This window comes from Rheinheimera sp. MM224 (assembly GCF_947090785.1).
Classification (GTDB): Bacteria; Pseudomonadota; Gammaproteobacteria; order Enterobacterales; family Alteromonadaceae; genus Pararheinheimera.
In genome coordinates, this window is record NZ_OX352320.1 from 4,589,075 (window position 1) to 4,608,036 (window position 18,962).

Sequence of the window (18,962 nt, forward strand, 5' to 3'; positions counted from 1 at the left end):
TTCATCCCTTAAGGCTGAGTTAAACCTCAGCCTTTTTTTCAGCTGCCGCGCCCGATACCAACAGCTCTGCCGATCTGGTACTGCGGAATTTACTTAACACCAGATAGACGGCTGGCGTACTGTATAAAGTTAACAACTGACTGACCAACAAACCTCCCACTATGGTGATACCCAAAGGCTGGCGCAGCTCTGAGCCTTCGCCCATACCAAACAGCAATGGCACGGCACCTAACAAAGCAGCAAAGTTGGTCATTAAAATAGGACGCAAACGTTGTGCCGCCGCCAAAGCGACCGCTTCTTTCGGTGATAAACCCAGATCTCGTTCAGCATGCAAGGCAAAATCGACCAGCAAGATGGCGTTTTTCATCACTATGCCTATCAGCAAAAACAGCCCCAGCAGAGCTATCAGGTTAAAGTCGGTATTGCTGACATAAAGCGCCAGCAAAGCTCCTAAACCAGCACAAGGCAAGGTCGATAAAATGGTAATCGGCTGAATAGTGCTTTCATACAACACGCCGAGCAGCAGATACACAGTTAAAATCACACCAATAATCAGCCAGAGCTGATCGCCGCTTTTAAACATGGCATTACGCTGATCTTCACCATTGATGGTATGAATGCCAGTTGGCACCATCAGACGCGCCAGCACGTTTTCTATGGCCGCAGAGGCTTGCTGTAAAGTCACACCAGGCGCTAAACCATAACCAATACCAACGGAAGCAAACTGGTTGTCGTGGCGGATACGGTCATTCGCCAGACTGTACTGGTAGCTGGCAATGCTGGATAAAGGCACCCTATTGCCATCTGCTGTCACCAGTTGCAGTTGCTTTAATACTTCAGGCTGAGCTGTATAACCTGGTGTCAGTTCCATCACCACACGGTATTGATTCATCTCATCGTACAAAGTAGCAACCTGCCGTTGTGAGAAAGAGTTATTCAGCAAGGTAGCAATGGTGCGCATATCCACACCTAAACGCTGTGCCGCTTCCCTGTCTATGGTTAAAGAAATTTGCTGTGCATCTTCGCCGCTGGGCGTATCCACATCCACCAGCTCCGGCAATTCCTGCATTTTTTCCGCGACTTGTTTGCTCCATTTGCGCAGCAGTTGCAAATCACCGGATAACATCAGCAGCTCGTAGTCACTGCGGCCAAAAGGCGATGACAAACGGATGTCCTGATCCACATTCATAAACACCATGCCACCCGGTACTTTAGGGGCTGTAGCGCGAATACGATCCACCACCTGCTGGGCTGATATTTTACGCTCAGCCAGAGGTTTTAACCGCACACGCATCCAGCTGTTGCTGATGCCCATATCACCGCCGCTGGAGCCTGTCACATCAGCAATAGCGGGGTCTTTTAACAAATGCTGACGGAAAGCTTCAATTTTTGGCTGCATGATCTGAAAGGAGAAACCATCATCACCACGAACAAAACCATTGAGCTGGCCTGTGTCCTGATCCGGCAATAAACCTGTTGGCACTTGAGTGTACAACCAGGCATTGGCAGCAAATAGCAGCACTAATCCGGCCAAAAACCAGCGGTAATGATCTAAGCTCCAGGCCACGCTCTGATGATACTTCTGCTGAAACTTCTGAAAAGCTCCGGCTTCAGTGTCACCCGGCTTTTTGGCCTTCAGCAGTAACGCCGATAAGCTTGGCGTTAAGGTCAGCGAAATCACCAGACTGATCATCATGGCGGCAGCCAGCGTGATAGAAAACTCGCGGAATAAACGCTCGACCAAACCGCCCATAAATAAAATCGACAGGAAAATTACGACTAAAGCCAGGTTCATTGCCAGCAAGGTAAAACCAACTTCAGACGCACCTTGCCGCGCAGCTTGCAAAGGAGTTAAACCACGTTCTATATGGCGTTTAATATTTTCGACTACGACAATGGCATCATCCACCACTAAACCTGTAGCGACAATCAGCGCCATCACCGACAAGTTATTCAGCGAAAAATCACAGAGATACATCACGGTAAAAGAGCCAATCAAAGACACAGGAATAGCCAGACTTGGGATCAGCGCACTGCGCAGGCTGCCTAAAAAGGCCCAGACCACCAGCACAACCAAGACCACAGCAATCAATAAACTGATTTGCGCTTCAGTTAAGGTAGCGCGGATCACGGGGCTGCGATCCATCACCACAGCTAAATCAGCATCTGCTGGTATCAGTGCCCGCAACAACGGCATCTGTTGATAAATAGCATCTATGGTTTCAACAATATTGGCACCAGTACGACGGCTGACCAATAAAATCACCGCGTTTTTATCGTTATGAAAACCAGCGCTGTAGCGGTTTTCAGTGGAGTCTGTCACTAAAGCTACATCTGATAAACGGATAGGCGCACCGTTGACATACTTCACCACTAACGACTGATAATCTGAGGCCTGACGTAAGGTCTGACTGGTCGCTAATTGCCAACGTTGATCGCTGCTTTCCAGCACACCCAAAGGCACTGAGGCATTAGCACCACTGATCGCGCTGCGTACTTCATCCAAAGCCACACCATATTGAGTCAGCATGCCCGGATTCAGTTGCACCCGCACAGCAGGCAAGGAAGCTCCAGCCACTTCCACTTCGCCCACACCAGTGATAGCCGCCAGTTTCTGTGCTAATACAGTAGAGGCGGCATCGTATAAAGCACTGGAGGCTAAATGTTCAGAGCTTAGCGCCAGCGCCATCACAGGGGCCTGTGACGGGTTAAATTTGCGGTAACTTGGATTGCCCGGCATACCGGATGGCAACTGGCTGCGGGCGGCATTAATAGCAGCCTGTACTTCACGGGCCGCTTCATCCACATTGCGGTCCAAATCAAACTCCAGCCGTATTTGCGCTGAACCCTGATTACTGCTGGAGCTGATGCGGTTAATACCAGCAATACTACCTAAAGCCCGTTCCAGTGGCGTGGCAACAGTAGCGGCCATACTTTCAGGGCTGGCACCAGGCAAACTGGCGGTGACCACTATCATTGGAAAATCGACAGCAGGCAAAGGTGATACTGGCAATAAGCGCCAGCACAACATGCCCAGCAGCAAAATAGCAGTGGCAATTAAGCCACTGGCCACAGGGCGCTGAATAAAGGGCTGAGCTAAATTCATAGCACTTTCGCCTCAACTTCAGCTACCGCCTCTTTGCTGCTTTCTTTGCCACTGAAGTGGCGATCAAACCATAAATACACCACAGGCGTGGTAAAGAGCGTCAACACCTGACTGACTAACAAACCGCCGACCATCACTAAACCTAAAGGCTGACGCAACTCCGCACCTGAACCGCTGGCCAGTAACAATGGAATGGCACCAAAGAGCGCAGCTAAAGTCGTCATTAGAATGGGCCGGAACCGCATTAAGGCCGCCTGATAGATAGCTTCGGTTGGCGATAAGCCCTGATGCCGCTGCGCTTCCAACGCAAAGTCGACCATCATAATGCCGTTTTTCTTCACCAAACCTATTAGCAGCACTATGCCGATCACGGCAATCAGATCCAGCGGCTGGCCTGTGATGAGCAGCGCCAACAAAGCCCCCACTGTAGCTGAAGGTAAAGTCGACAATATGGTGACCGGGTGAATTAAGCTTTCATACAAAATACCCAGCACTATGTACATGGTGACTACAGCAGCCAGCACCAGCCAGAGCGTATTACTCAAGGACGCGCGGAAGGCTTCAGCTGCGCCCTGAAAGGTCAGCTCCACTTCGGCAGGCATTTGTAATTGTTGCTGCACTTCTTCAATAGCAGCCACAGCTTCACCCAAGGAATAACCGGCAGCCAGGTTAAAAGACAAAGTAACAGAAGGGAATTGGCCCTGATGGTTAATCAATAACTTGGCAGGTCGTTGTGTCACTTTAGCTACTGCAGATAAAGGCACAGGAGTACCAGAAGCCGAGCTGATATAGAGCTTATTCAGCGCATCAACACCGTTAATCTGATCAGGGTCCACTTCCAAAATCACCCGGTACTGATTGGCCTGAGTAAATAAGGTCGTGACCTGACGCTGACTATAGGCGCTTTGCAGCACAGTACTGATTTGCGACACATTAATGCCTAAACGTGCAGCTGCAGTGCGGTCGATGTCGATATAAGCCTGTAAACCCTGCTGCTGTAAATCATGCGCCACTTCGGATAATTCAGGTCGTTGTTGCAAGGCTTCAACCAAATCAGGTAACCACTGATTCAGCACCTCCTGATCGGGCGTGGTTAAGCTGAATTGATACTGAGTACGGCTGACTCTGTCTTCAATACTCAATTCCTGCACCGGCTGGAACCAGCCTTTTATACCAGGCACGGCCTGCACTTGCTGCTCCAGCTCACGGATCACCTCAACTGCAGACAAATCGCGTTCGCCATGTTGTTTCAGATTGATCTGAATACGGCCACTGTTAATGCTGGTATTGCTGCCATCCACCCCAATAAAAGACGACAAACTGCTGACATCCGGGTGCTGCAGAATATTTTCAGCCAGTTCCTGTTGGCGTGACGCCATAGCCTGAAAAGAAATATCCTGCGGTGCTTCAGTCACCACCTGAATCACACCACTGTCCTGCACAGGGAAAAAGCCTTTAGGCACAGCCAGATACAACAGAGCAGTTAATGCCACAGTCGCCAACATACTGAACATAGCTAAGGTTTGATGACGTAACACCCACTGCAAACCACGGCCATAAGCAGCAATAATGCGGTCCATTAAACCATTTTGATCATGATGCTCGGGCAGAGTTTTTAATAGACGCGCACAGAGCATAGGGGTCAGAGTTAAAGACACCACCAGGGAGATCAGAATAGCCACAGCCAAAGTGACGGCAAATTCAAAAAACAGCCGGCCGACCACATCTGCCATAAAGAGCAGAGGGATAAGCACAGCGATCAGCGAAAAGGTCAGGGATATCAGCGTAAAACCAATTTCTTTGGCGCCTTTCAGTGCAGCTTCCATTGGGGATGCACCTTGTTCACGGTGCCGCGCTACGTTTTCCAGCATGACGATGGCGTCATCCACCACAAAACCTGTGGCTATGGTCAAGGCCATTAAGGTCAGGTTGTTAACAGAGAAATCCAGCAACACCATCACAGCAAAAGTACCAATCAAGGACAAAGGCACGGCCAGACTAGGGATAATAGTGGCCGGAATACTGCGTAAAAATGCGAAGGTGACTAATACCACCAGCACTATGGCGAAGATCAGCTCTTTTTGCACATCACGCACTGAAGCACGAATACTGTGAGTCCGGTCTGTTAAGACTTCCACTTTCACAGCAGCAGGCATAGTGGCCGTCAGTTGCGGCAATAACTCCTGCACTCTGTCTGCGACATCAATCACATTGGCACCGGGCTGGCGCTGAATATTGACCAGCACAGCAGCTTTTTGGTTGGCCCAGGCCGCAAGAAAACGGTCTTCAGCGCCATTTTCAATTTTAGCCACATCTTTTAAGCGGATAGGCGCGCCTTCGCGATACGCAATAATCAGCTCTTTGTATTCGTCTGTGCTGCGAATTTGATCATTGGCTTCAAGCATGGTGGAGCGAAAAGCACCATCAAAACTGCCTTTTGGTTGATTGGTATTGGCTGCGGCTATCGCAGTACGCAGGCTTTCAACACTTAGATCCAGACTGGCTAAAGCGGCAGGATTAGCTTTGACCCGAATGGCAGGGCGTTGACCACCAGCCAGACTGACCATACCCACGCCCGTCAACTGAGCTAACTTCTGTGCCATACGGGTATCGACTAAATCATAGACTGCAGGCAATGGCAAAGTATCAGAGCTGACGGCTAAGGTCAGAATAGGCGCGTCGGCCGGATTCACTTTGCGATACACAGGTGGTGTAGGTAAATCATTAGGTAATAACGAGGAAGCCGTATTAATAGCAGCCTGCACTTCCTGTTCGGCCACACCCATATCGACCACTAAGGCAAATTGCAGCGTAATCACCGATGCACCGGCCGAGCTATTGGACGACATTTGTTTCAGGCCTGGTATCTGGCCTAAACGCCGTTCTAAGGGCGCTGTAACTGTGCGCGCCATAATGTCAGGGCTGGCACCAGGGTTAAAGCTAAACACCTGAATAATAGGGTAATCGACCTGAGGCAAGGCAGCCACAGGCAATAAACGCCAGCTCAAAATACCGGCGATTAGAATCGCCAGCATCAATAACGACGTCGCTACAGGGCGTAAAATAAAAGGCTTGGACAGGTTCATCATTTACCCCTTAGGCACGTCCTGGATCACCTCAACCTCACGGTCCGGTCTTAGACGATCCAACCCTTCAAGAACCACTTTATCACCCGCTTTTAAGCCTTCTTCGACAGCCACTAAACCGTTGTCCACAGCACCTAATTTCAACTGACGGATTTGAGCTTTGTTGTTGTCATCAACCATATAAACATAAGTGCCCTGAGCACCATATTGCACAGCGTCTTGCGGAATAGTCACAGCGCCACTTTGCACGGCCACATTTAAACGCACATTAACAAACTGGTTGGGGAATAACTCTTCGTTCTGATTGGCAAACTCGGCTTTGAGCTTCAAAGTGCCTGTGGCTATATCAATCTGGTTGTCCAGGGTGGTTAAAGTACCGCTGGTCAGCGGCATTTGTTCCGCTCTGTCCCATGCTTCCACTGACAAAGCTGCTCCGGCACGAAATGCCGTACGCACTTGCTGCAACTGAGTCTCAGGAATAGTAAAAACCACAGCTATAGGTGAACTTTGGGTAATAGTCACTAAACCTTCAGCGCTGTTGGCCTGAATTAAATTGCCAGGGTCGACAGCACGTAAGCCCAAACGACCACTGATAGGCGCTTTGATTTGGGTATAAGACAACTGCAAAGCAGCAGCATCAATAGCGGCCTGATTCGACTTAATAGCACCTTTGAGCTGGCTGACTAAAGCCTGCTGCGCATTCATTTGCTGTGCCGCTATCGTATTTTGCTCTTTGAGTTTGGCAAAACGCTCTAAATCCTGCTCTGCACTTTTCAGCAGCGCTATATTTTGCTCTTTCTGACCCTGAGCCTGCGCCAACTCTACTTTATAATCGGCCGGATCAATCTGCGCTAATAATTGGCCCGCTTCAACTTTTTGGCCTTCTTCGAAAAACACTTGCTGCAAGGGGCCAGCCACACGGCTTTGCACCAGCACAGTATTCAAAGGCGTCACTGTGCCTATGGCTTTAATCTGCACTTTTAAATCAGTAGAACCCGCTTCAATCACCCGCACTGGTACAGGCATAGCCCAGGGATTCGCAGCTGCACCAGCGCCGGCAGGTCGTGGGCCTCCGGGTCTTTGCCCAGCCGGTTTTTGTCCGGCTCCAGCTTTGCCTGCAGCAGCTTGTCCTGCTCCAGCGGCAGGTTCAGCACTTGGCCAGAACCAATACAGAGCAGCAATGGCAACAGCCAGACCAGCAGCTAACACAACAGGCTTTTTCAGCAAAGACATAACATAAATCCCTATAACAAAACTATAAATGAGTAAAACGGGCCTACTCTAATTCAGCCTGTAAAGCGCTGCAATGAAGCGAATGTCAAGATTGAGTAAAGATGGTCTGACATTCGGTCAGATAGCTTTTTACAGCGACAAAAATCGAAGTGCCGGACAAAATACAGCCATAAAAGACAAAAGGATCAGTTGAACAGGTTTCGTCTTGCTACTGACATCAGGCTTTTAGCTCACAACAGCTAATACTTTATCTGCGAACAGATTTTTCTGGATTAAAACTTCAGGCTACTGACATAAGGTTGTCAGTCTGAGTTGCTAATCTGGCAGGGTCAAGTAAAAGGAGCGCATCATGACTTTGTTAGATACTGCTATTGATCGTTATTTTTCAGCCACTAATGCCAGAAATAACCAACTGGCGGCCGAGTGTTTTGACCCGGACGCGTCAGTCTTTGATGAAGGTCAGCAACTGACAGGACTGGAGTCGATCCAGCTTTGGCTGCAGCAAAGCCAACAAAAGTACCAGCCTCTGGTTCAGGTACTGACGGCACAGCACAATTATGGCGAAGTCTGGGTGAAAGCCAAAGTATCAGGCCAGTTTCAGGGTAGCCCCATTCAGCTGAACTATGTATTTGCCTTGCAGGATGGCAAAATCAGTCGTCTGATGATCCGTTAACTGCGTCAATAACAAGAGAAGCTGATGAATCGTATTGATCGACTGCTGGCGCTGATTTTGTATTTACAAAGTCGTCGCACTTGCACAGCCGAAGCCATGGCAGAACACTTTGGTTTAAGTGTGCGCACTATTTACCGTGATATTGCGGCTTTAGGCGAGGCTGGTGTGCCTATTCTGGCCGAAGCAGGCATAGGCTATAGCCTGATGAAAGGCTATTTATTACCCCCTGTTAATTTCTCCGAACAGGAAGCTTATGCACTGTCGACCGGCGTAATGCTGGCGCAGCGCATGACCACCCACAGCTATAACGAAAAAATGCAGTCGGCTTTAGATAAAATCAAAGCTGTATTGCCCAATGAGGCCAAACACCGGCTGGAACTGCTCGCCAGAGGCATGGCCACTCCACAGACTGAACATCCACAGCAGGCGGATTTGTCGGTATTACAACAAGCCATAGCACGACAACAGCTACTGACTTTCGACTATAAGAATGCCAATCAAACTCATAGCCAACGTGAAGTAGAAGCTGCTGGTTTAGTGTTTTATCTGGGGCGCTGGCATTTGATTGCCTGGTGCAGACTGCGACAAGACTACCGTGATTTTCGCACCGACCGCATCCACAACTTACAGCTTCAGGCTGAACAGTTTCAGGCCAGAAGCGACTTTAACGCTAAAGACTTTTTGCAAAGCGGTACTCCACCAGCACAACTGACAGCACAGATCCTGTTTGCACATACAGCAGCAGACAGAGCCAGACGGGAATGGTGGCAAGGGATCACCGATGAACAACAACATGCCACAGGTGTGATGATGACGCTGAACTGCAGCGACTGGACTTCGTTGGCCTGCTGGGTATTATCGCTTGGCACTGCAGCAAAAGTGCTGGCTCCTGAAGAGTTAAAGCAAGAAATGCGCAGCCAAAGCAGCGCTGTTTTAGCGCTCTATTCCTGATGGGCTTAAGCTTTCAATTCAGCCTTTCTGCTGCTGTAATAAGTCCTGCATCTGCGTTAGTTTGAGCTGGGTTTTGATCCTGTGTTTTAAAGTGACTGCATGCACAGGTTTGATCACAAAATCAGCTCCTCCAGCTTCCCAACATAAAGCTTCATCTTCCTGACTTTGCATACCACTAACAAAGATCACCGGAATGTTGGCCAGCTCAGGTTGTTGTTTAAGTAAACGGCAGGTCGCTAATCCATCCAGTTCAGGCATTACCACATCCAGCAGGATCAAATCAGGCGGGTTGTTTTGGCACAACGTAATAGCCTGAGCGCCGGAGGTGGCCATAAAAATCTGATACTCGGCATTCAGCATCTGGTGAATGATTTGAATATTCACTGGCTGGTCGTCCACCACCAGTATTTTTATTTTGTCCGCGTTATGTAACGGGGTGACACTCATCAATAACTACCTTTTCAGTAATGTCTGGTACTGCTCTGTATACTGCAGAGCCTGAATAAAATTCAATTGGTCTAAAGCGCTTTCCAGTTTACTAACCCACTCTGGGTTCAGGCTATGTAGTGCACCTTTAAGTTCAGTAAACTGATCCAAAGCATTCATATTAAAACTTTGCAAAGAAGACTGCAGCTGGCCAAGCAGCTCTGACAGTTCAGTGTCACTGGGCATCAGAGCTATAGGCTCTTCTGCAGGTGCGGTTTCGGCCAATAATACAGGTGCAAAACTGGCAAAAGCTTCTGCATCGGCAACAAATTTAGCTAGAGCTTTAGGCAAATCTAAGGCCGTTTTTTGTTTGATCGATTGTTCAATAGCGGCGGCTGGCTCTGATAAACGCACTATGCCCAGAGAACTGGCCGATCCCTTCAATGAATGCGCCAGCAAATATAGCTCTTTTTCTGTGAAGGCCCCAGGGCCGGCTTTTAGTTTAATCAGAGCAGCATCCAGCTCAGTGACAAAAGACTTCAGGGTTTTGTGATACACAGTAACCGAGTTGCCCAGACGGTTTAATGCTGAATTCAGTTGTACACCTTGCAGTAAAGCCGCATCCACCAACGCCGGACTAAGCAATGGTTGTTGAATTACAGCAACAGGCAAACTAGGGTCAACCGGCGTTTTCGACCATTTCAATATGGTTTGCACCAGGGTGTCTATCGCAAAAGGTTTGGCTACATGGTCATTCATGCCAGAGTCCAGGCAAGCCTGCTTGTCTGACTGCATCGCATTGGCGGTCATGGCGACTATAGGCAAGGTCAACATAGCGGCTTTGCTACGAATACGTCTGGTGGTTTCATAGCCGTCCATATCCGGCATTTGAATATCCATCAGCACCAAATCGTATTTATCCGGTTCCTGCTCCAGCATGGCCAGAGCAAAAGTGCCGCCAGGCGCTATATCCACTAAAGCGCCTTCGTTACCTAATAACTCCGAAGCAACGATTTGGTTGGTTGGATTGTCTTCCACCAATAACAGCTGCAAACCGTTCAGGCGACTTTGACGTGGTGCCGCGTCTTGAAGTGCATTGGAAAACATCTGTTTACCTGCCAGCGCATCCAGTACTGCATCCAGCAACCGGCTCGGAGTGACAGGTTTGACAATAAAACCATTCAATAAATGCTGACTTTGTTCTTCCTGCTGTTTTTGCGCCAGACATTCACGACCATGAGCTGTGACCATAATCACCAGTGGCATATCAGGGCCTTGCACTAACTGACGGATTTTTTCCGCCGTCTGCCAGCCGTCCATGCCAGGCATCAGCCAGTCGAGCAAAACCAGCTTATAGCCGTTTTGTTGCTGCAACAGTTGTAGAGCTTGTTCACCACTGCTGGCTAAATCCACCTGACAACCATAATGCCGCATCACTTCAGATAAAATTTGTCTGGATTGCTGGTTATCGTCCACCACCAGCACTCTTAAATCCTGTAACAAAGACAGGTCGGCTTGAGCTGCATTCAGGCTTAAACAGTTAAACCAGAGTTCAAACTCAAAACTGCTACCAGATCCCAACTGACTATCCACAGACAATTGACCGCCCATCAGCTCGACCAAACCTTTACTAATGGCCAGACCTAAACCTGTACCGCCATAACGACGACTAATAGAAGACTCCGCCTGACTGAAACTCTGGAAAATCACTGCCAGTTGTTGCTCTGTCATGCCTATGCCAGTGTCTGTGACTTTAAACTTAATTTTGGCGGCTTCTGCAGTGCGCTCTGTCACCTCCAGGCTCAGTACTATTTCACCTTTTTCGGTGAACTTGATGGCATTACCAGTCAGGTTTAACAGTACCTGTTTTAGTCGTAAACTGTCACCCACCACCAGCTGCGGTAAATCTTCAGCAAACTGATACAGTACTTCTACATCTTTGCTGCCCAGATTGGCCGATAAAATAGTGCCCAAATCCTCCATCAGCGATGCCAGTTCAAAGCTATGACTATCCATCTCCAGTTTGCCGGCCTCTACTTTAGAGAAATCCAGAATGTCGTTCAGAATAGCCAATAAGGACTTAGCAGCCATTTCGGTCTGACGGATATAATCTTCTTGCCTGCTGGTTAAACTGGTTTGCTGCACCAGTTGTAACATGCCGAGAATAGCGTTCATTGGCGTGCGGATTTCATGGCTCATATTGGCCAAAAAGGACGACTTTGCATCATTGGCTGCGTCAGCCAGTCGCCGCGCATAGGCCAGTTCCTGCTCTCTTTTGTGTTGCTCAGAGCGATCACGGGCCACCAGATAAAAATAATCCTGCTGTTCAAAACGGATCCAGGACAAGTTCACCGACAAAGGTATAACAGCGCCTTCTGAGTCCTCAAACTGGGTTTCAAACTGCACACTGCGTTTTCTCTCTGTGCTCAGAACAAGTTGCTGTAACCTATCGCCTACTAAATGCAATGCCAGATCAGCTGGGCTTAAACTTGCAGTGCAGCAGGCCAAAGCGGCAGGATTGGCTTTAATAACATCAGCAGTGCCGTTTAACCAAAAGACTAAATCCGGGCTTTGCTCTGTGGACACTTTGGCCAGCGCCAACTCAAATTCCAGCTCTTTTTGCAGCGTTAAATCCCGGGCAATGCCTAAATAACCCACCACTTGTTTTTGCTGATCCAATAAAGCTGTGACCGCAACCTGTACAGGAAAGCGACTGCCATCTTTACGAATATAAGTCCACTCTCTGTTATCGGTTTGGCCTTGTTTGGTTTTTTCAACCAACACAGTGATATCGGCGTCAACCTGATGACCCAACTGTGTGGTCAGTTGCTGTGAGTATTCTGCCATTTCATCCGGATCATGAATGATATCAGGGCCATAACGACCAATAACTTCAGCTTCCTTATACTGCAACATAGCTTCAGCTGCAGGGTTAAAAGACGTAATCATGCCGTTTAAATCAGTGGTAATAATGGCGTAGTTGGCGTTGCGCAAAATACTACGCTGTAAGGTGGAGACTCGTTCAATCTCAACGGTACGGAGTTCAACCTGATGCTCCAGCTCTTCATTCGCTTGCTGCAGCCTTTGCTCAGCTTGTTTGATATGGCTGATATCGTTCACTGTCAGCGCAGAACCGATAAACTGGCCTTTTTCATCCAGAATAGGTGACAGATTTAACGACACCGGATACTGTTGCCCGGATTGATGCTGACGCACGCTTTGTCTGTAACGTACTTTTTGACCAGCCCGAACCTCTTGTTCCAGTTGCAGTTGTTCCGCTTGATGTGTAGCAGGCACAATCAGTTCGCTAATGGTTTTACCTATGGCCTCTGCTTCACTGTAACCAAACATTTGTACAGCAGCCGGGTTCCAGCTGTTGATCAGTCCTTGCTTGTCAGAACCAATCACCGCCTCGTTGGCATTTTCCACTATCGCAGCCAATACCGACCTATGTCTGGATAACTGCAAACGGCGTGAGAAGGTCAATTGCATAAAAACAAAAATCACGATCAGTAAGGCAATGATACTCAAGCTGATGTAAAAAACATTTGCAGGTCTTTGCAAATTCAATGCTGCAACAAAATGCTCTGTCGCCTCCAGCCTCACTTGCCAGTTGCGGCCAAAAATGGACAGCTGATGATCAGCCTTATGCCCGGTTAACGCCGAGTTTGTCACTGCTCTTTTAAAAAATGCCTGCTGTGGATTAAAGGCCATATCTATGACCTCCAATTGCACTTCTGCATCCGCAGTTTTGATACTGGATAAGATTTCATCAATGGTTAAGGGCGCATAAGCCAAGCCATAGAGTTGCTGATGACGTTCTGATTCTGATTCAGGAGCTTTGCCTTGCTGATAAATAGGCATTAACAATAAAAAACCCTGCGATTTTTTGCTTTGGGCTTGCACCAGTGTAACGGGTTCTGTCAGTACAGCTCTGTTTTCCCGCACAGCTTTTAATGCAGTCTGGTATCTGATTTGCTCTGAGGCAATATCAAAACCTATAGCTTCTTCATTGTCGGCTATGGGCTCAATATACTGGATCACAAACAAATCATGTGAATGCGTGTTCTGCTGACGAAAACTAAAGCCATCGGCATTTTCGGCTTTAGCCTTTAATAAAAATTCAGACAGATCGGCAGGAGCAACGTTGCGGATAATGCCAAAACCACGGGCGCCAGGGAATTCAGTAGTCAGGTCACGGCTTTGACTATAAGACAGCATATTCGAATGATCAAAATTCTCTGGACCAGCACTCAATACAGCCCCACGGACACCACGCAAACCATATTGATAAATAGTCAGTTTTTCGGTAATAGCATCAGCCAGCTGATCCGCTTTTGCATCTAAACTTTGTTGAATACGCTGCTGATTTTGCTCATGCTGGCGTTGCTCCAAATGAGCAGATAGATAGAACCCTACAGCCGCAAGTAGCAGCGTTGGAATCAAAATTGCCGCCATATCCTGCAGGTTACGTTTAAGCCATGCCATTAGTCTGATCCCTTTCCTTATTTACCAATACGCTGCTTTAAGCGCTCAGCCACTGCTATAAAGTTTAACGTCATGACGTCCTGCTCCATCAGCACAAAATCATCAGGCCCAAGATAAGCTATCCAGCCTGCTCTTTGTACCTGAAATAAGCTATAGGCCTGCATATCATTATTTTCAAGGTATCGAATATACAGCTGAACATCAGGCAAGGCACTGTCTGAGCTGTAGTTAAACTGACTCAACCATAGATCCAGAGCAGCTGAAGTCTGCTGCAGACATTCCAGATAACTTGCAATTTCCGTGGCTGAAGGCAATTGGCCTTGCTGCAACAGCAATTCCAGAGAACGCGACAACTCGGGTAAAGCCGTTGCTCCTAAAGTGGCATAACTGCCACGCAACTTATGCAAAGAATGCTCAAGGGCTTTATGATTTTTTTGCTGATATGACTGAGTGAGCTGCTTTATTTCATCCGGAGTGGATGCAACCAGCTGAGCTATAGCAGGAGATAGATGCAAAAACGCATCCTGAGAAAAGCCAATTAATTGCTCGAGCACACTAAAATTAAACAACATAGAAAGCTACCCGGATGATTTCTCACAGCATAATGGGCTTTAGCTGAAAAATCCCGTGCTTTGTCCAGTAAATTTTATCTGGTTAACTTTTCCGTCTACACTAAAAAGTGGGCAAAAAACAGGGAAGTACCAGATGCAGATCACTCCATCCGCCGTATCGACAGCAAAAATCTTATTGGTTGATGACCAGGCATCCTCTTTGTTGTTATTACGTGAATTACTGCAGGACTTGGCTACTTTGTATTTTGCCACCGGCGGTAACCAAGCACTGGATTTAGCACGTAAACATCACCCAGAGCTGATTGTGCTGGATATTGAAATGCCAGAAATGGACGGTTTAGCTGTATGCAGAGCATTAAAAGCAGACCCGGCCACCCGCGATATAGCTATTGTATTTATTACCTCTCATATCGATACAGAACACGAGTTGTCCTCATTATCTGAAGGTGGCATCGACTTTTTACGTAAACCTTTACATGCAGCAACCTGTCGTATCCGTATCAAAAACTTACTGGATTTAAGCCGCTATAGCCGGCAAGTGGAAGCAGAAAAAGAATGGCTGCGGGTGACACTGTGCTCTATAGGTGACGCTGTTATAGCCACAGATCTGGATGGAAAAATCAGCTTTATGAACCCTATAGCTGAACGTATGACAGGCTGGCTGGCGAAAGATGCGTTGCATCGTCCTATTGAAGAAGTGATGCAACTAAGGGATGCTCATACCTTAGAGCCACACTGGAACCCTATTTATTTCGCGTTAAAAGAACAACGTGTAGTGGCTATGGCTTTAAATTGCCAGTTGGTGTCGCGCACAGGCCAGTTGTTTCAGGTGGAGGATTCTGCCGCCCCTATTATTGATCAGTCTGGCCAGTGCCTTGGCAGCATAGTGGTGTTTCATGATGTTAGTGAAAGTATGGCTCTGGCGCTGAAGATGAGTCATCTGGCCAATCACGACCCTCTAACCAATTTACCCAACAGGGTACTGCTGTACGATCGTATCGAACAAGCCATCAAAAGAGCAGAGCAGTTGCATCATAAATCGGCTTTATTGCTGATTGATCTCGACCACTTTAAATACGTCAATGACTCCATTGGCCATAACTTCGGCGATTTATTAATCAAACAGGCTTCAGAGCGGCTGAGCACCATTTGTGATGCCGGCACAACACTGGCTCGTTTAGGCGGTGATGAGTTTGTGCTGGTGCTGCCAGAGCTGTGGTCTATTGAAGAAGTGGGCTTATTCACCAGTCAGGTGCATAGTCAGTTTCAGCAACCTTTTGTGCTGGAGAACAAAAAGTATCAAATGGCCGTCAGTATTGGCGTCAGTATTTATCCGGACGACGCCCAAACCATAGAAATGTTTATGCGCCATGCCGATGTGGCTATGTTTAAAGCCAAATCTGAAGGCCGCAACAGAACCAGTTTTTTCTCCAACGAACTGGAACAACAAATCATTCATCGCCATCAACTGGAATTGCTGTTGCGTGACACCTTAACCAATCAGCAACTACAAGTGTATTACCAGCCAAAGCTCTGTTTAGAAACAGGCAAGTTATTGGGTGCCGAAGCTTTGGCCCGAATGCAGAATCATCAGGGCCAGTGGGTCTCTCCTATGGAATTTATTCCGCTGGCAGAAGAAACAGGTTTAATTGGCGAACTGGGGCAGCAAGTGTTGCGTCAGGCCTGTATAGAATGTCTGAGCTGGCAACAATTGGGTTATCAGGTACCGGTATCTGTCAATATTGCCGCAGCTCAGTTTGCCGATCCACTGCTGGTGAAACACATCAGCAGCCTGATGACAGAGTTACAGATGCCTGCCCGGTTGTTAGAGCTGGAAGTGACTGAAAGTGCGTTAATGCTGGATGTCAGTAAAACCCAAAGCATGTTGAGTCAACTCAAAGCGGCCGGTATTTGTATTTCGATAGATGACTTTGGCACTGGCTACTCCAGCTTGTCTTATTTGAAAAAATTCCAGGTCGACGTGCTGAAAATAGATAAATCCTTTGTCCACGAAATGCTGACCGACAGAGGCGATATGGAAATAGTCAAAGCCGTGATTTCCCTGGCTCAGTCTATGAATTTGCAGTTAATAGCCGAAGGCATTGAACTAGAAGCGCAAAAAGACAAGCTACTGGAATTGGGCTGCCAGATGGGCCAAGGCTATTTTTTTAGCAAACCTTTGTCGGCCGCGGATTTTAAAGCCTACTTGCAGCAAAAGACCACATCATAGGCTTTCTAACAAGCAGATTATCTCTGATATTTTAACACCCTGAGCACTTGTCTGGTTAAAGTGAACACCAGCAAGGCTGCTAAAGTTGCAATAGGAGTCAGCCAAGCGCCAAGCAGCTCCTGATCGGTGGGATAAGGCGCAGCCAAAAAGCCTATAGCCAGACTGTTACCATTACCAGCAGACCAGGCACCAACCGAATCCGGCATAAACACTTCGGCTCCAGCAACAAAAAACAGCGCAAAAGCAATGCTGAAACCAAAGGCCGCCATGGCGTAATACAACGTAGCGGTCACCCCTTGTTTTACCTTTTGAATAGCTTTAAAACCAACAGGAGGCGGCGCACCTGTAGTGATATGAGCTATGTAGGCTAGAGCCAGCTCACGCGGCTCACCAAAGCCCTGCAAAATGGCCTTAGCATCCTCTACCAGACCTGAACCTTGTTGCTGGTCCATCGCATCAAAAATATGACTTTCAATTTCCTTTAGTACTTCCTGCGCTTCTACCTTCTCCAACCTTGCCAGATAACGCTCCAGCTCTTTCAGATACTGATGAATCACGTCACGTTGTTCCATTTTATTCTCCTTGAACTAGTAAAGCGTCAGGGCCCGGATGAGCCAATAAAAATTCAATATCAGCAACAGACTGGCGCCATAAAGTGATCAAATCGGCCAGCTTATGATGACCAGTGGCGGTCAGGCTGTAATACTTACGCGGCCTGACATCGCCTTCCTGCACCCACTGCGCATCTACAATACCTTCACGTTTCAGCCTGTCTAACAGCGGATACAAAGTGCCTTCGGTAATGGCAGCACTTTTGAAACTTTGCAGCAGCTTTAACAGCTCCAGCCCATACAAAGTACGGTGTTGCAGCGCTGCCAAAATCACCAGCTCAAGCGTGCCTTTACGCAACTGCACTTCCCACTTTTCCTGAGTTTTTTCTTCTTTCTCTTCTATTGTCATAAAGTAACCATGCGATGAACAATACCTTGCACTACATAGTAATATGTATAGCATATCACATTCTGGGTTAGCAAGCGGAATTTTTGAGCAATGTTTGATGATGTGTTAGAAAATCATCTGATGGAAACAATAGAAGCCGCATCATTGCAGCTTCTATTTATTGGGTTGGGTGGGGTGTTAAAAAGGCGATGTTAAAAATGAAATGAATGTTTAGCTTTGTCTGGCGTGAAAGTAATCAACCAGCCGAATACCCACCAGCATAAATACAATAAAAATAAGCCCTTCAACAGAACCAGTGCCCGCCAATACCAAGGCAGGGCCCGGGCATAATCCGACTAAACCCCAACCTAAGCCAAACAAAGCGCTACCTGCTAATAATGGGCGGGTAATAGCAGTGGCTTCAGGCCAGCTGAATTTGGTGTTTAACAGGCTGTGCGGCATTTTTTTGCTATACCAGAAGGCAATAAAAGCAACAGCTATAGCGCCCAGCATCACCAAAGCCAAAGACGGATCCCAAAGGCCTGTTATATCTAAAAACCCCAGTACTTTGGCCGGGTTCGCCATTCCTGCCATTAATAAACCCAAACCAAAGAGCAAGCCACAGATAAAAGCACTTAAGGATAAAAGCCGGTGTTGTTGCATTGGGAAGTCCTTACAGCAGATGACGGACGATAAAAACAGTGACCACAGCCACGCCCATAAAAGTCAGGGTGGCGACCAGAGAACGCACAGATAAACGAGCCAAACCACACACACCATGCCCGCTGGTGCAACCCGAACCTAAGCGAGCACCAATACCCACCAGCAAACCCGCAGCAGCCAATAAGCCATAGTTGCTGGTGACTTCAGCGACAGGCAAAGGCGCCAACATCAGCCAGAGCCAGGGCGAAAACAGCAAACCCAGAATAAAAGCCAGCCGCCACTGCCGCTCAGTAGTTAAGGAGGTAAAAGTTCCGGCGGTAATGCCGATCACACCAGCGATACGACCGTTGAATAACCACAACAAAGCACAAGCAAGCCCAATCATCAGCCCACCCGTTAAAGCCGACTGCGGCGTAAATTGAGTCCAGTCAATCATAAATACCCTCTATTTCTGATAAAGCTGAAATGGAACAACTGCTTATTTTGCAAACAACAAACTACGCTATGGATATAAGCATATACCATTTAGATATATTAGTAAACGCTAAAAAACAGGAGTGGGTAATAGTAAAAAGTCAGAGACAAGGAGCTTTTC

Annotated in this window: 13 protein-coding genes; 3 read left to right on the forward strand and 10 right to left on the reverse strand. The window is 47.7% G+C overall.

Annotated features, from left to right (window positions below):
• Positions 1 to 19: 19 nt before the first annotated feature.
• From OM978_RS21210 to OM978_RS21220, 3 genes are read right to left on the reverse strand one after another with little or no spacing between them, the layout of a single operon-like run.
• Entirely contained in the window at positions 20 to 3,106 is a 3,087-nt protein-coding gene (locus OM978_RS21210) for an efflux RND transporter permease subunit (protein WP_264344410.1), read from the reverse strand.
• Entirely contained in the window at positions 3,103 to 6,195 is a 3,093-nt protein-coding gene (locus OM978_RS21215; protein ID WP_319633889.1) for a multidrug efflux RND transporter permease subunit, read from the reverse strand. Before OM978_RS21215 ends, OM978_RS21210 begins: the two co-directional genes overlap by 4 nt.
• A complete protein-coding gene (locus OM978_RS21220; RefSeq protein WP_264344411.1) occupies positions 6,196 to 7,425 on the reverse strand; it encodes an efflux RND transporter periplasmic adaptor subunit in 1,230 nt (409 codons plus the stop codon).
• 349 nt (positions 7,426 to 7,774) lie between these two features.
• On the opposite strand from OM978_RS21220, the gene OM978_RS21225 reads away from it, so the two are divergent.
• Together OM978_RS21225 and OM978_RS21230 are read left to right on the forward strand one after the other, a co-directional pair.
• Positions 7,775 to 8,098: a nuclear transport factor 2 family protein gene (locus OM978_RS21225; RefSeq protein WP_264344412.1), complete on the forward strand. Its 324-nt coding sequence runs from the start codon at positions 7,775 to 7,777 to the stop codon at positions 8,096 to 8,098.
• A gap of 24 nt (positions 8,099 to 8,122) precedes the next feature.
• A complete protein-coding gene (locus OM978_RS21230; RefSeq protein WP_264344413.1) occupies positions 8,123 to 9,049 on the forward strand; it encodes a helix-turn-helix transcriptional regulator in 927 nt (308 codons plus the stop codon).
• 18 nt (positions 9,050 to 9,067) lie between these two features.
• On the opposite strand, the gene OM978_RS21235 is transcribed toward OM978_RS21230, so the two are convergent.
• The 3 genes from OM978_RS21235 to OM978_RS21245 are packed head-to-tail and all read right to left on the reverse strand — an operon-like array spanning position 9,068 to position 14,535.
• Positions 9,068 to 9,496: a response regulator gene (locus OM978_RS21235; protein WP_264344414.1), complete on the reverse strand. Its 429-nt coding sequence runs from the start codon at positions 9,494 to 9,496 to the stop codon at positions 9,068 to 9,070.
• Between the two features lie 6 nt (positions 9,497 to 9,502).
• On the reverse strand, positions 9,503 to 13,963 hold the full coding sequence (locus tag OM978_RS21240) for a PAS domain S-box protein (protein ID WP_264344415.1): 4,461 nt from the start codon (positions 13,961 to 13,963) through the stop codon (positions 9,503 to 9,505).
• A gap of 17 nt (positions 13,964 to 13,980) precedes the next feature.
• Complete coding sequence (locus OM978_RS21245; RefSeq protein ID WP_264344416.1) at positions 13,981 to 14,535, reverse strand: Hpt domain-containing protein; 555 nt, start codon at positions 14,533 to 14,535, stop codon at positions 13,981 to 13,983.
• Positions 14,536 to 14,668: 133 nt separating this feature from the next.
• Between OM978_RS21245 and OM978_RS21250 the strand changes: the two genes are divergently transcribed.
• Positions 14,669 to 16,765, forward strand: coding sequence for a putative bifunctional diguanylate cyclase/phosphodiesterase (locus OM978_RS21250; protein WP_264344417.1), 2,097 nt, complete (start codon positions 14,669 to 14,671; stop codon positions 16,763 to 16,765).
• 17 nt (positions 16,766 to 16,782) lie between these two features.
• Here the strand turns inward: OM978_RS21250 and OM978_RS21255 are convergent, their stop codons facing one another.
• From OM978_RS21255 to OM978_RS21270, 4 genes are all read right to left on the reverse strand, one after another.
• On the reverse strand, positions 16,783 to 17,337 hold the full coding sequence (locus tag OM978_RS21255; protein WP_264344418.1) for an HAAS signaling domain-containing protein: 555 nt from the start codon (positions 17,335 to 17,337) through the stop codon (positions 16,783 to 16,785).
• A gap of 1 nt (position 17,338) precedes the next feature.
• A complete protein-coding gene (locus OM978_RS21260; RefSeq protein WP_264344419.1) occupies positions 17,339 to 17,725 on the reverse strand; it encodes a PadR family transcriptional regulator in 387 nt (128 codons plus the stop codon).
• 210 nt (positions 17,726 to 17,935) lie between these two features.
• Positions 17,936 to 18,367, reverse strand: coding sequence for a DUF6691 family protein (locus tag OM978_RS21265; RefSeq protein WP_264344420.1), 432 nt, complete (start codon positions 18,365 to 18,367; stop codon positions 17,936 to 17,938).
• Positions 18,368 to 18,377: 10 nt separating this feature from the next.
• Positions 18,378 to 18,803, reverse strand: a complete 426-nt coding sequence (locus tag OM978_RS21270; protein WP_264344421.1) for a YeeE/YedE family protein — start codon at positions 18,801 to 18,803, stop codon at positions 18,378 to 18,380.
• Positions 18,804 to 18,962: the final 159 nt, after the last annotated feature.

Excerpts from the sequence above, each read along its gene's own strand:
- OM978_RS21210 (WP_264344410.1), bottom strand. The coding sequence starts at position 3,106 with ATGAATTTAGCTCAGCCCTTTATTCAGCGCCCTGTGGCCAGTGGCTTA.
- OM978_RS21215 (WP_319633889.1), bottom strand. The coding sequence starts at position 6,195 with ATGATGAACCTGTCCAAGCCTTTTATTTTACGCCCTGTAGCGACGTCG.
- OM978_RS21220 (WP_264344411.1), bottom strand. The coding sequence starts at position 7,425 with ATGTCTTTGCTGAAAAAGCCTGTTGTGTTAGCTGCTGGTCTGGCTGTT.
- OM978_RS21225 (WP_264344412.1), top strand. The coding sequence starts at position 7,775 with ATGACTTTGTTAGATACTGCTATTGATCGTTATTTTTCAGCCACTAAT.
- OM978_RS21230 (WP_264344413.1), top strand. The coding sequence starts at position 8,123 with ATGAATCGTATTGATCGACTGCTGGCGCTGATTTTGTATTTACAAAGT.
- OM978_RS21235 (WP_264344414.1), bottom strand. The coding sequence starts at position 9,496 with ATGAGTGTCACCCCGTTACATAACGCGGACAAAATAAAAATACTGGTG.
- OM978_RS21240 (WP_264344415.1), bottom strand. The coding sequence starts at position 13,963 with ATGGCATGGCTTAAACGTAACCTGCAGGATATGGCGGCAATTTTGATT.
- OM978_RS21245 (WP_264344416.1), bottom strand. The coding sequence starts at position 14,535 with ATGTTGTTTAATTTTAGTGTGCTCGAGCAATTAATTGGCTTTTCTCAG.
- OM978_RS21250 (WP_264344417.1), top strand. The coding sequence starts at position 14,669 with ATGCAGATCACTCCATCCGCCGTATCGACAGCAAAAATCTTATTGGTT.
- OM978_RS21255 (WP_264344418.1), bottom strand. The coding sequence starts at position 17,337 with ATGGAACAACGTGACGTGATTCATCAGTATCTGAAAGAGCTGGAGCGT.
- OM978_RS21260 (WP_264344419.1), bottom strand. The coding sequence starts at position 17,725 with ATGACAATAGAAGAGAAAGAAGAAAAAACTCAGGAAAAGTGGGAAGTG.
- OM978_RS21265 (WP_264344420.1), bottom strand. The coding sequence starts at position 18,367 with ATGCAACAACACCGGCTTTTATCCTTAAGTGCTTTTATCTGTGGCTTG.
- OM978_RS21270 (WP_264344421.1), bottom strand. The coding sequence starts at position 18,803 with ATGATTGACTGGACTCAATTTACGCCGCAGTCGGCTTTAACGGGTGGG.